Here is a 12,042-nt window from a genome sequence, read left to right on the forward strand (position 1 = left end):
CGCGTCAGGCGCACGCCGCGCGGATGCAGGCGGCGGCACCGCCGACCGCGCCGCTGGCCGGCCGCGGCGACGATGTCGAGCTGGCGAACGACGAGCATGAGGGGGGCAGCGCCGCGCCGCCGCCGGGCTTCGTCATCGACCCGGCGCTCGCCACCTCGCTCGGGCTCGACGAGGAGACGCGCCGTGCGCTGCTCGGCAGCTTCGGTTTCCGCAGTGTCGGCGAACCCGGCTTGCAGCGCTGGCGCTGGTTGGGGCTGCGCAAGGCGGCCGAAAAGCGCCCGCGCCGCAAACCGCATCCGCGTCGCAAGAGTGCCGACGCGCCGCCGCACGCCGCGAACGGCGAAACGAGGCGCCCGCCCGCGCATCAGGCGAAGGGCAAGCGCGGCAAGCCCGACAAAACCCACGCAGACGCCCCGCGCACACCGCGTCCCGACCGCCCCGACCGGCAGCCCCGTCGCGGTCCGTCACCGAACAGCCCCTTTGCCGGCCTCGCCGCGCTGCTTGCGGACGCACGCAAAAACTGATGGCAAGCCCGGGCGCCGCAGGAAGCATCCGGCTGGACAAGCTGCTGTGGTTCCTGCGCTTCGCGCGCTCGCGCAGCATCGCGCAGGCGATGGTCGAAGCGGGGCATATAAGGCTCGACGGGCGGCGCATCACGCGCTCATCATGCGCGGTGCATGCCGGATCGACGCTGGTGCTGCCGGTCGGCGAGCGGATCGAGGTGATCCGCCTGCTTTCGCTTCCGCTGCGCCGCGGCCCCGCGCCCGAGGCACAGGCCTGTTACCAGCGACTCGATCCCGGGGCGTCCCCGCCCGCACAATCGGCTATCGGCGCCGATGGAAATGCTTTGCACCCCGGGCGCCCCGATCGTCCTATTCAGTGAGAGTGATTCGCAACTGTCGCTTAGCGTTGACGCACCGCCTTCACGCGGCATAGAGGCGAGCCCATATGGAGAGCCTGACGGCTCGATTGCCGTCATCTGAGGGAGCCGAAAGCCCATGACCTATGTCGTCACCGATGCCTGCGTCCGGTGCAAATATATGGACTGTGTCGAGGTGTGCCCCGTCGACTGTTTCTATGAGGGCGAGAATATGCTCGTCATCAATCCGAACGAATGCATCGACTGCGGCGTGTGCGAACCAGAATGCCCGGCCGAGGCGATCCTGCCCGACACCGAGAGCGGCCTGGAAAAGTGGCTCGAAGTGAACAGCAAGTTCAGCGCCGAATGGCCGAACATCACGGTCAAGAAGGAAACCCCGGCCGACGCCGACGAGTATAAGGGCGTCGAGAACAAGTTCGAGACGCTCTTCTCGCCCAATCCGGGCGAGGGCGACTGATCGAGACCAGGGCGGGAGTTTCCCGCCCTTTCTTTTTTGAAGTCAAAACATCCTTCATCGTCACCCCGGGCTTGATCCGGGGTGACGAGAATGGGAAGCACGGCATATTTGCCCCCTTGAAAGAGCCCCGATTGGCGACGATGTAGGTCACCGAAGGGGCCAGCCCGCCGGTTCTCGGCAGGGCGCTTCTATAACGAAGGACGAATTTCCAATGATCGACCCGCTCGCCGCCCTTGTTCCCGTCGTCGTCGAGCAGACGAGCCGCGGCGAACGCAGCTTCGACATTTTCTCGCGCCTGCTGCGCGAACGGATCGTCTTCGTCACCGGCGAGGTCGAGGACCAGATGGCCTCGCTGATCGTCGCCCAGCTGTTGTTCCTCGAATCGGAGAATCCGAAGAAGGACATCTATATGTACATCAACTCGCCGGGCGGAGTCGTCACGGCGGGCATGGCGATCCACGACACGATGCAATATATCCGCCCGCGCGTCGGCACGGTGTGCATCGGACAGGCGGCGTCGATGGGCAGCTTCCTTCTCGCCGCGGGCGAACCCGGTATGCGCGTCGCGCTGTCGAACGCGCGCGTGATGGTGCACCAACCCTCGGGCGGCGCGCGCGGCATGGCGTCGGACATCGAAATCCAGGCGCGCGAGATCCTGCGCATCCGCAAGCGGATGAACGACCTCTATGTGAAATATACGGGCAAGCCGTTGAAAGAGATCGAAAAGGCGATGGATCGCGACACCTTCCTCGAAGCCGACGAGGCCAAGGAATTCGGCCTCGTCGACCAGGTGTTCGACCGCCGTCCGGGCCTGCCCGGCGACGACGCGCCGAAGGATGTGAGCGAAGGCCCGACGCCCTGATCACCCGGGTTCGAGGACTGGCCCGAAAACCGATTTTAACCGCGTTTCTTGACGACCGTTTCGCGCTTCGGCGCTATGCGGGACATTGCACCCGTGTCACCCAATTGCCATATTGTAATTGGGTGACCGGGGGCTAGGATAAAGGCGGCGGTGCCCCTTTTGGGCTCGCCATAGGAATATTTATGACGAAATTGAGTGGCTCGGACAGCAAGAGCACCCTGTATTGCTCCTTCTGCGGCAAGTCGCAGCACGAAGTCCGCAAGCTGATTGCCGGGCCGACCGTGTTCATCTGCGACGAATGCGTCGAGCTGTGCAACGACATCATCCGCGAAGAGATCAAGGGCGGAATCGCCGCGCGCAAGGATGGCGCGGTGCCGACGCCGCTGGAAATCTGCCAGCATCTCGACGCTTATGTGATCGGCCAGAACACCGCCAAGCGCGTGCTGTCGGTCGCGGTGCACAATCACTACAAGCGCCTCGCGAATAGTGGCCGCGGCGATGATGTCGAACTCGCGAAGTCGAACATCCTGCTCGTCGGCCCGACCGGCAGCGGCAAGACGTTGCTCGCGCAGACGCTCGCGCGCTTCCTCGACGTGCCCTTCACCATGGCCGATGCGACGACGCTGACCGAGGCCGGCTATGTCGGCGAGGATGTCGAGAATATCATCCTCAAGCTGCTCCAGTCGTCCGACTATAATGTCGAAAAGGCGCAGCGCGGCATCGTCTATATCGACGAAATCGATAAAATCTCGCGCAAGGCCGAAAATCCGTCGATCACCCGCGACGTGTCGGGCGAAGGCGTGCAGCAGGCGCTGCTCAAACTGATGGAAGGCACGACCGCGAGCGTTCCGCCGCAGGGCGGGCGCAAGCATCCGCAGCAGGAATTCCTGCAGGTCGACACGACGAACATATTGTTCATCGCGGGCGGCGCGTTCAGCGGGCTCGAAAAGATCATCGGCGACCGCCTGCAGGGCAAGTCGATCGGCTTCGGCGCGCATGTCGCCGGCCCCGACGAACGCCGCATGGGCGAGGTGCTGAAGAATATCGAGCCCGAGGATCTGTTGAAATTCGGCCTGATCCCCGAATTCGTCGGCCGCCTGCCGGTGATCGCGACGCTCGAGGATCTCGACATCGACGCGCTGGTCAAGATTCTGGGCGAGCCCAAGAACGCGCTGGTGAAGCAGTATCGCAAGCTGTTCGATCTCGAAGAGGTCGTGCTGACCTTCACCGACGATGCGCTGGTCGCGGTCGCCAAGAAGGCGATCGAACGCAAGACCGGCGCGCGCGGGCTGCGCTCGATCGTCGAGGCGATCCTGCTCGACACGATGTTCGACCTGCCCGACCTGACCGATGTGGTCGAGATCGTCGTCGACAAGGATGTCGTCGAGGGCCGCAAGGATCCGGTACGCGTCTATGCCGACAAGGCGAAGGAAGCCGCGGGCGACGCCGCCTGAGTCGCACATGGGGCGCCCTTCGGGGCGCCCTTTATGTTGCATTGCAGCAACAGTTTCCGGAAAAAGCGCATCCCCGCCTGTGGATAATTCCAGGCGCGCGACGGAAATTCGCGCTTTTTTCACCTTCGGGTGAGCCGCGCCCCCCTCCCCGCTTGCACTGTCACATTTGCTGTCACAATCGTGCCACATGCGGGCTTCAGGGGCGCTCGCAGGTCAAGCGCGCCCATTCGGGTGCCTGCCGAACGCACCACCATAGGGGACAATCCAGAATGAAATTCCGTCACACGCTCGCTGCCAGCGTTGCGCTGATTCCGGTCGCGCTGCTTTCCACGCCCGCCTTTGCCCAGTCGACGGGCTCGCAGGACTTTGAAAACGAAATCATCGTCACCGGTTCGCGCACGAACCAGGGCGTCGCCGGCGTGATCACGCCCGACACGACGAAAGCAAAGGCTGTCCTGACGCAGGAATTCATCGCGCGCCAGACACCCGGTCAGACCGTCAACGACCTGATCAACCAGCTTCCGGGTGTCAGCTTCCAGAACAACGACCCGTTCGGTTCGGCCGGCGGCAAGATGTCGATCCGCGGTTTCGACAACACGCGCATCAGCCAGACGTTCGACGGCGTGCCGCTCAATGATTCGGGCAACTATGCGCTCTATTCGAACCAGCAGCTCGATCCCGAGCTGATTGACCAGGTCAACGTCAACCTTGGCTCGACCGACGTCGACAGCCCGACCGCCGCCGCTTCGGGTTCGACCGTCAACTATCGCACGCGCACCCCGAGCGAAGAGTTCGGCGTGAAGGTCGTCGGTTCGGTCGGTGACTTCAATTTCTTCCGCATCTTCGGCATGGTCGACACCGGCGTGCTTACCCCGTGGGGCACGCGCGCGTTCATCTCGGGCAGCTCGGCGACCAACGACACGGTGTTCGGCAACGTCGACGGCCCCGTTCTGAAGGCGCATCGCGGCCGCATCAACAAAAAGCAATTCAACGGCAAAATCTATCAGCCGATCGGCGAAGACGGCGACTTCGTGGCGGTGTCGGGCCACTATAACGAGAACCGCAACAATTTCTTCGGTTCGGTTCCGCTGCGCAATTTCAACAATAACGCGACGAACTTCGTCCCCAACATCTTCCCGCAGGACAAGGACGACCGCGACTATGGTATCGCGCGTTGCCAGATCAACACCGTGGCACGCGCCGGCCAGATCGACGCCGCCAACAGCTGCGGTTCGACCTTCGACGAACGCATGAATCCGTCGAACACCGGCAACGTCCGCGTCAACTCGCGCTTCACGCTGGCCGAAGGGCTCGTCCTGACGGTCGACCCGAGCTTCCAGTACACCAAGGCGAACGGCGGCGGCACCGTCGTCGCGCAGGAAGCGCGCCGCGACGTCAATCCCAATCCGTTCGTCGGAACCACGCCGACCAACTCGAACTGCAACACGACGCCCAATGGTCCGTTCGTCAGCTGCCAGACCGGCTATATCGGCGGCACGCCCTATTTCGGCCGCGATCTCAACGGTGACGGCGACCTGCTCGACACGATCCGCGTGCTCGCGCCCAGCCAGACGCAGACCAACCGTTACGGCCTGATCACCGGCCTGCGTTACGAAATGGGCGACCACACGTTCCGCGTCTTCTACAGCTATGAACGCGCGCGTCACCGCCAGACCGGCGAAACCAACTTCCTGCGTCTCGATGGCCAGCCGACCGATCCGTTCGCGGTCAACGACCCGCTGAAGGACGTCGGTGGCAACGTCCTGCAAAAGCGTGACCGCAAGTCGATCGCGACGCTGAATCTGTTCGGCGGTGAATATCGCGGTGAATTCGGTGCGCTGACCGTTCAGGCGGGCGGTTCGTACAAGATGTTCAAGCGCGACCTGACCAACAATTGCGCCACGTCGAGCGTGACCGGTTTCGTCGAATGCTTCGGCACCAACACTGCCGGCCTCGCCGCCTGGCTCGCCGCGAACCCGACGGTCAGCACGGGTCCGGGCGTTACCTCGCCGGTGCAGGGTCCGCAGCAGCGTATCCGCAAATACAACAAGTTCACGCCGAACGTCGGCCTGACTTATGATGTGACCGACGACATGAGCGTCTTCGCCAACTATTCGAAGGGCGTGCAGGTTCCGGGCACCGACAATCTCTACAACGCCTTCTTCTTCCCGAGCGACACCGAATCGGCGAACCCGGTTCCGGAAACGACCGACAACTTCGACCTTGGCCTGCGTTATCGCACCAGCGAGATCCAGGCGCAGGCCGGCGTGTGGTACACGATCTTCAATGATCGTCTCGCCTCGTCGTTCGACCCGGACACCGAGCGCAACGTTTACCGTAACCTCGGCCGTGTCGACAAATATGGTATCGACGCCAGCGTCTCGGTCCGCCCGATCCCCGAATTCTCGGTCTATGCGTTCGGTTCGTACCTGAAGTCGAAGATCAAGGACAATGTCCAGAACGGCATCTGCAACGCAGCGCAGGTTGCGGCCGGCCAGTTCCTTTGCACGACCGTGGGTGCTCCCGCTTTCGCGCTGACCAAGGGCAAGCGCGAATCGGGCTCGCCGACCTTCACTCTTGGCGGCCGCGTCCAGGGCGACATCGGTCCGATCTCGCTCGGTGCGCAGGCGAAGTACACCGGCCCGCGTTATGTAAACGATCAGAATCTTCCGCTGCTGCAAACGGTCGACGGCCGTCCCAACACGCCGGTCTATGGCGCGAAGGCGCCGGGCTATACGCTCGTCGACCTCGACGCACGTCTGAAGCTTGATTGGGCCGGTCTCGGCGACAAGGTCTATCTCCAGCTCAACGTCACCAACCTGTTCGACAAGCTCTATGTCGGCGGTTTCGACGGCCAGCTGGCGGACAACAGCGTTCCGTTCACCCAGATCGGCGCCCCGCGGACCTTCATCGGTTCGATGGTTGTCTCCTTCTAAGCATAACGGCGGACACGAAACGGGGCGCGGGAGGCAACTCCCGCGCCCTTTTTCTTTGTGATGAAAGCGGGAACCGGCAGACAGTGCCGGCGCGGAAATCAGCCCGCGGCAATCCGCCGCGCGGTGTCCTGCACCAGCGCGATCATGTTGGGTACGCCCTGCGTGCGGTTCGACGATAGCTGGCGCGTGAGGTCGAAGGGGGCGAGCGCCGCGGCGACGTCCATGTCGGCCACTTCGGCCGCGGGCTTGTCCTGCACCGCGGCGAGGACGAGCGCGACGATGCCTTTGGTGATCGCGGCATTGCTGTCGGCGAGGAAATGGAGCCGGCCGTCTTCGCGCGGCACCGGATAGACCCAGACAGCGGCCGAGCAGCCGCGCACCAATGTCGCATCGGTCTTGAGCGCGCCCGGCATCGGCTCGAGCGTCCGGCCGAGGTCGATCAGCAGGCGATAGCGATCGTCGCCGTCGAGAAAATCATATTCGTCGAAGATGTCGGTCAGGCTGCGCATGGTGGGGCACTGGCAGATTTGCAAGGCGGTGGGAAGGGACCTTACCCCTCGCCCCAATTCTCGTCATGCTGAACTCGTTTCAGCGTCCATGGCCCGCGCTCTCGGTATGCGCCGCGCTTGAGGAAAGGTCCGGCCATGGACCCTGAAACAGCGAGGCCATCGCCGCAGCCAGGGTGACGATGAAAGGAGAACGGGATCGCTACAGATCGACCCCCGCCGCGATGGCTTCGAGCTTGCGCAGCCGTTCCTTGAGGTCGGCGATCTCGATCCGCGACCCGGCGTGCGGGACGACCGGATCCTGCGCCAGCGGCGCGTGGCCCGCGGCGAGTTCCTCGCGCTTGAGCTGAATCCAGTCGCGCCAGCCGCGCAGCGCGACCAGGCTGACGATGCTCAGCGCGGTGAGCGCGATGGCCGCGGCGGTGAAGTCTGGGGTGATGAAAGCCATGAGCGTTGCTCCTTTTCCGGCATTCAGATTTTGCTGTTGTCGCGCAATTTCTCGATTTCCTGATCGAGCGTGACCGCGCGGTTGTGGTCGGTGGCGATGCGTTCGAGCACCTGGATCCGCTCCTTCAGCGCGCGGATTTCGGCTTGCAGCGCTTTCGTCTCGCCATTGTCCTGCGCGACGAAATATTCGCCGCCCTTGTGATCGCGGCGGATGCCGTGCTTGGCGCGGATAATGCTGCCGATGGTCACGATCAGGACGATGCCGACAACCATTTCAAACGGGCCCATGGGGAAGATCCTTTCCGTATATCTTTGTTTTAGTGTTTTAGTTCAGCGGGGCGTCGCGCAGCTTTTCGATTTCGTCGGCGACTTCGATGCCGCGGTCGGTCACGATGCGTTCGAGGACGCGGACGCGCGCCTCCAGCCGTTCGGTTTGCGCCGCATATTGCGCGGCCTTTTCAGCGGTTTCGTTGGTGATCGTCTTGAGCTGCCGTTCCTTGAACTTCAGATGGCGCTCATAGGCGGCAAAGCCGATGCCGAGCGTGACGGGCAGCCCGACGACGATGAAGAGGATGACGATCGCTTCCATATCCGTTCCTCTTAGTTCGAGGGGCGCCGCAGCGCTTCGATCTCGTGGCTCAGCCGGTGGCTCTCGTCGGTGACGATGCGCTCGATCACCGCGAGGCGATCCTTCACCGAACCGAGTTCGGCGCGCAGCTGGGCATTTTCCTGGCTGATCAGCTTGACGCGTTCCATCGCCTCGTCGCTGCTCTTCGGATAGACCGCTTGGCCCCAGGCACCGTCGAGCGGATAGCCGTTCTTGACGCGCAGCCAGGTGGTGAAGACCCAGCCGCCGACCGCCATGATGCCGACGATGGCGGCAACGGGGGCGATGGTGTTCAGGACATCGAGATTCATTGTCTTTTCCCTCTCAGCGCAGGCGGTCGATCTGGTCGGCGAGCTGCGCCGCCCTCCCGCCCTCTTCGGTCGCAATGCGTTCGAGCACCGAAATCCGTTCTTCCAGCCGGCTGACCTGCCCTGCCAGCTTGGCGTTGTCATCGGTCAGCAGGGCGATTTTTCGATCAGCGTCGGGGTCGGTTCGATGAACCGTGCCGCCCCATTCATTCTCAACGGGATAGCCGTGCTTGGCGCGGATCCAGGTGGTGAACATCCAGCCGCCGATCGACAATGCGATGATGGCGAGGACAAAAGTGGTGCCGCCGAAATTCATATATCTTTCTCCCTGTTGCCCAGTCCTGCCCGGACGGTCGGCTCGTGCCCGAATTTACCGGAGAGCGTCGATCTCGTCGGCGAGGCGGCGGTTGTGACTCGTATAATATTGCTCGATGTCGGCAAGCCGGCGGTCGATGTCGCGGAAGCGCGACTTGATGTCGCGGGTCGATGCGGTCGGGTTGCTCCGCACACCCTGCCAGAATTTCGCTTCCTCGGTCGAGCCATAGAGTGCGAAGGGCTTGGGCGTCCCCATCCAGGCGACCATCCAATAGGCGATCAGCGTCCAGGGGAAGCCGCCCATCAGGGTCAGGAGCACCGCGCCGACGCGGACCCAGAGGACGTCGATCCCGCTATAATCCGCGATCCCGGCGCACACGCCGCTCCATTTGCCGTTCTGCTTGTCGAGGTAGAATTTTGTGCGGCTGGCAGACATCTCAGTTCCTCCGGCTGGTATTTTCGAGTTGCGCCAGTTCTTCATCGCTACGCACCGCAGGGCGGAAGTCGGGATGGTCGGCGCTGATGATGCGTTCGACGGTGTGCAGGCGGTTTTCCAGCCTTCGTGCCGTATCATAGAGTTCGTCGAGCAGTTGTTCATCTTCTCCGGTCAGCGTCTTGGCCTGTTTCCACTTCGTGATGTAGTGGAGGATCAGCCAGGGCAGACCGAGGAAGAGCGTTCCGATGACGATCGGGACGATGATGATCTCTTCCATCGGTCCGGCTCCTTATTTCTTGGCCTGGGCGGCTTTCAGCGCGGCGAGTTCGTCGGCGACCTTGTCGGCGGCCTGCAGCTCGGCGATCTCTTCGTCGAGCGACTTTTTATAGCCGAGGCTCAGTGCATCGGCGCGGCCTTCGGCTTCGTCGACGCGGCGTTCGAGGATCTCGAAGCGCGAGAAGGCGTCTTCGACGCGGTCGCCGTTGGTCATCTCGCGCAGCCTGTAGCGATTCTCGGCGCTTTCGAGGCGGTTGACGACGCTCGACTGGCGCGCGCGGGCTTCCGAAAGCTTTTTCTGCAGCTTGGCGATGTCGGCCTCGTAACCGGTCAGCGCGTCGTCGAGGACGGCGATCTCGGCCTTCAGCTTCTCGGCCATGTCGCCGGCCTTCTGCTTTTCGACGAGCGCGGCGGTGGCGAGGTCTTCGCGGTCCTTCGACAGCGCGAGTTCGGCCTTTTCCTTCCAGCTGTCCTGCAGGCTTTCGAGCTTGGCGATGTGGCGGCGCATTTCCTTCTGGTCCGCGATCGTGCGGGCGGCGGAGGCGCGGACTTCGACGAGCGTTTCGTTCATCTCGAAGATGATCTGGCGGATCATCTTTTCGGGGTCTTCGGCCCGGTCGAGCAGGTCGGTGACATTGGCGGCGATGATGTCGCGGGTTCGTGAAAAAATACCCATTTTGAAACTCCTGTCGAAAATCTTGAGACCCAGTATTTTTTGGAGGGTGTCTTTTTGAAGAAAAGCTGGTGCCGGGGCGGGGCAAGGGGGGAGAGTGCCCCGGCACCAGTGCCGGTCAGGCCAAAGCGCTGACCGCCGGGGACATGACAGCGGCAACCAGCGGGCCGGCGGGAGTGCCGGTGACGCTGGCGGCAACCTGGGGCTGGTCGATCACGCCGACGAGGATGGCAAGCGCTCCGGCCGCGCTGAGCGCGAAAGTGGTGGCCTGGGCAAACATCGTTTTCATGGATCAACCTTCCCTGTAGTTTCGCTGCCCCGGCACGATTTGCGCCGGTTCGACTGAAACAATGCATGGGCCGTGCCAATTGCGCGCGCCCACGGAAAACCGCCCAACTTCACGCTGAAACGACACCCCCAATCGATTTGGCTTGCCAATGAGCGGGAAAATTTGCCAATGATTGGGAATGGAACGCGAGACCCAATTTATCGGCCAATCGGCGGCGTTTCAGGACGCGGTCGAACGCGCGAGCCTCGCGGCCTCGCTCGACCGCCCGGTGCTGGTGATCGGCGAGCGCGGGACCGGCAAGGAATTGATCGCCGAACGCCTCCACCGCCTGTCGACGCGCTGGGACCGCCCCTATGTGATCTTGAACTGCGCCGCGATGCCCGAGACGCTGATCGAGTCCGAACTGTTCGGGCACGAGGCCGGCGCCTTCACCGGCGCGACGCGCACCCGCGCGGGGCGCTTCGAGGAGGCCGATGGCGGCACCCTGTTTCTCGACGAACTCGCGACGATGTCGATGGGCGCGCAGGAGCGCCTGCTCCGCGCGGTCGAATATGGCGAGGTGACGCGCGTCGGATCGTCGCGCCCGATCCGCGTCGACGTGCGTATCGTCGCGGCGACCAACGAGCATCTGCCCGCGCTCGCCGAGGATAACCGCTTCCGCGCCGACCTGCTCGACCGGCTGTCGTTCGAGGTTATCACCCTGCCCCCGCTGCGCGCGCGCGAAGGCGATATCGAGGTGCTCGCCGAATATTTCGGGCAGCGCATGGCCGCGGTGCTCGGCTGGGACGAATGGCCGGGTTTCGGCCCGCGCGCGCTCGCGGCGATGGAGGGGCACGACTGGCCGGGCAATGTCCGCGAACTCAGGAATGTGATCGAGCGCGCCATCTATCGCTGGGCCGATCCCGAAAAGCCGGTCGACGCGGTGAGCTTCGATCCGTTCGCGAGCCCGTGGCAGCCGGTGTCGCGCAAGACCCCTGCACGGCCCGAGGTGGCCGCCCCGGCGACCGACGCCGCGCACGCCGCCGCCGCTCCGCCCTCGGGTCCGGTCAGCGACCTGCGCGCGGCGGTCGACGCTTATGAAAAGCAGATATTGTCGGACACGATGGCGCGCTGCCGCTTCAACCAGAAGGTCGCGGCCGAGGCGCTGGGCCTCAGTTACGACCAGATCCGCCACGCGCTGAAAAAGCACGGGCTGAATCAGTAGTTCTACAATCTCGTCATGCTGAACTTGTTTCAGCATCCATGGCCGGCCCCCTCATACAACGCTGCATCAAAGGAAACGGCAGGCCATGGACCCTGAAACAAGTTCAGGGTGACGATGAAGGATAGGTCGCCAGCCTATCCGCCCGGCAACTGCGCGTTCAACGCTTCCAGCACCGCATCCTGCGTCGAGGCCAGATCGGCGAGCCGGTCGCGCAGCGCATAAATGTCGGGAAGCCCGTCGATCTGCTCGTCGACGCTGCGCTCGATATAAAGGCGATCGATATCCGCCAGCGCCACGGTGAGCGGCGCGCGCGCGGCGGCGAGGCGCGAGATCGCCTGCTGCGCGACGACCCAGCGTTCGCTGGCGACGGGTGCGCCCGCGGCCGCCGAAAC

General features: G+C 63.5%; 16 protein-coding genes and 2 pseudogenes. 7 read left to right on the forward strand and 11 right to left on the reverse strand.

Translation table 11 applies throughout. From position 1 onward, the window contains the following. The 6 genes and pseudogenes from VJ811_RS03320 to VJ811_RS03345 form a co-directional block, all read left to right on the forward strand. Positions 1 to 524 (forward strand): annotated as a pseudogene (locus tag VJ811_RS03320) (helicase); the annotation flags it as partial. Beyond that, positions 524 to 883 (forward strand): RNA-binding S4 domain-containing protein, encoded by a 360-nt coding sequence (locus tag VJ811_RS03325; protein WP_324070856.1) that lies wholly within the window; start codon positions 524 to 526, stop codon positions 881 to 883. The pseudogene VJ811_RS03320 and the gene VJ811_RS03325, both read left to right, overlap by 1 nt. A 115-nt stretch (positions 884 to 998) precedes the next feature. Further along, entirely contained in the window at positions 999 to 1,337 is a 339-nt protein-coding gene (fdxA, locus tag VJ811_RS03330; protein ID WP_179493858.1) for a ferredoxin FdxA, read from the forward strand. Between the two features lie 211 nt (positions 1,338 to 1,548). After that, the gene (gene clpP / locus VJ811_RS03335; protein ID WP_324070857.1) at positions 1,549 to 2,199 is read left to right on the forward strand and encodes an ATP-dependent Clp endopeptidase proteolytic subunit ClpP; all 651 of its coding nucleotides are present in this window, start codon (positions 1,549 to 1,551) and stop codon (positions 2,197 to 2,199) included. A gap of 182 nt (positions 2,200 to 2,381) precedes the next feature. After that, a complete protein-coding gene (gene clpX / locus VJ811_RS03340) occupies positions 2,382 to 3,653 on the forward strand; it encodes an ATP-dependent Clp protease ATP-binding subunit ClpX (protein ID WP_310257214.1) in 1,272 nt (423 codons plus the stop codon). A 269-nt stretch (positions 3,654 to 3,922) separates the two neighbouring features. Continuing rightward, positions 3,923 to 6,589, forward strand: a complete 2,667-nt coding sequence (locus tag VJ811_RS03345; RefSeq protein ID WP_324070858.1) for a TonB-dependent receptor — start codon at positions 3,923 to 3,925, stop codon at positions 6,587 to 6,589. Between the two features lie 98 nt (positions 6,590 to 6,687). Here the strand turns inward: VJ811_RS03345 and VJ811_RS03350 are convergent, their stop codons facing one another. The 10 genes from VJ811_RS03350 to VJ811_RS03395 form a co-directional block, all read right to left on the reverse strand. Next, positions 6,688 to 7,098 carry a SufE family protein gene (locus tag VJ811_RS03350; protein WP_324070859.1) on the reverse strand — a complete coding sequence of 137 codons (411 nt, stop codon included), beginning with the start codon at positions 7,096 to 7,098 and terminating at the stop codon, positions 6,688 to 6,690. Between the two features lie 199 nt (positions 7,099 to 7,297). Further along, on the reverse strand, positions 7,298 to 7,543 hold the full coding sequence (locus tag VJ811_RS03355) for a hypothetical protein (RefSeq protein ID WP_324070860.1): 246 nt from the start codon (positions 7,541 to 7,543) through the stop codon (positions 7,298 to 7,300). Between the two features lie 23 nt (positions 7,544 to 7,566). Then, a complete protein-coding gene (locus VJ811_RS03360) occupies positions 7,567 to 7,830 on the reverse strand; it encodes a hypothetical protein (RefSeq protein WP_324070862.1) in 264 nt (87 codons plus the stop codon). A 37-nt stretch (positions 7,831 to 7,867) separates the two neighbouring features. Next, a complete protein-coding gene (locus VJ811_RS03365; RefSeq protein ID WP_324070863.1) occupies positions 7,868 to 8,131 on the reverse strand; it encodes a hypothetical protein in 264 nt (87 codons plus the stop codon). An 11-nt stretch (positions 8,132 to 8,142) separates the two neighbouring features. Further along, positions 8,143 to 8,460 carry a hypothetical protein gene (locus VJ811_RS03370; protein WP_324070865.1) on the reverse strand — a complete coding sequence of 106 codons (318 nt, stop codon included), beginning with the start codon at positions 8,458 to 8,460 and terminating at the stop codon, positions 8,143 to 8,145. Positions 8,461 to 8,473: 13 nt separating this feature from the next. Continuing rightward, on the reverse strand, positions 8,474 to 8,773 hold the full coding sequence (locus VJ811_RS03375) for a hypothetical protein (RefSeq protein WP_324070866.1): 300 nt from the start codon (positions 8,771 to 8,773) through the stop codon (positions 8,474 to 8,476). A 54-nt stretch (positions 8,774 to 8,827) separates the two neighbouring features. After that, positions 8,828 to 9,208: an envelope stress response membrane protein PspC gene (gene pspC / locus VJ811_RS03380; RefSeq protein ID WP_058537740.1), complete on the reverse strand. Its 381-nt coding sequence runs from the start codon at positions 9,206 to 9,208 to the stop codon at positions 8,828 to 8,830. A 1-nt stretch (position 9,209) separates the two neighbouring features. Then, on the reverse strand, positions 9,210 to 9,485 hold the full coding sequence (pspB, locus tag VJ811_RS03385; RefSeq protein WP_194955272.1) for an envelope stress response membrane protein PspB: 276 nt from the start codon (positions 9,483 to 9,485) through the stop codon (positions 9,210 to 9,212). Positions 9,486 to 9,497: 12 nt separating this feature from the next. Beyond that, complete coding sequence (gene pspA / locus VJ811_RS03390; protein ID WP_324070868.1) at positions 9,498 to 10,160, reverse strand: phage shock protein PspA; 663 nt, start codon at positions 10,158 to 10,160, stop codon at positions 9,498 to 9,500. 115 nt (positions 10,161 to 10,275) lie between these two features. Further along, a complete protein-coding gene (locus VJ811_RS03395) occupies positions 10,276 to 10,446 on the reverse strand; it encodes a hypothetical protein (RefSeq protein WP_324070869.1) in 171 nt (56 codons plus the stop codon). A gap of 178 nt (positions 10,447 to 10,624) precedes the next feature. On the opposite strand from VJ811_RS03395, the gene pspF reads away from it, so the two are divergent. Beyond that, the gene (pspF, locus tag VJ811_RS03400) at positions 10,625 to 11,650 is read left to right on the forward strand and encodes a phage shock protein operon transcriptional activator (RefSeq protein ID WP_324070870.1); all 1,026 of its coding nucleotides are present in this window, start codon (positions 10,625 to 10,627) and stop codon (positions 11,648 to 11,650) included. A 134-nt stretch (positions 11,651 to 11,784) separates the two neighbouring features. On the opposite strand, the pseudogene VJ811_RS03405 reads toward pspF, so the two are convergent. Continuing rightward, positions 11,785 to 12,042: pseudogene (locus VJ811_RS03405) on the reverse strand (hypothetical protein); the annotation flags it as partial.

This window comes from Sphingopyxis sp., assembly GCF_035250425.1.
Taxonomy (GTDB): Bacteria; Pseudomonadota; Alphaproteobacteria; order Sphingomonadales; family Sphingomonadaceae; genus Sphingopyxis.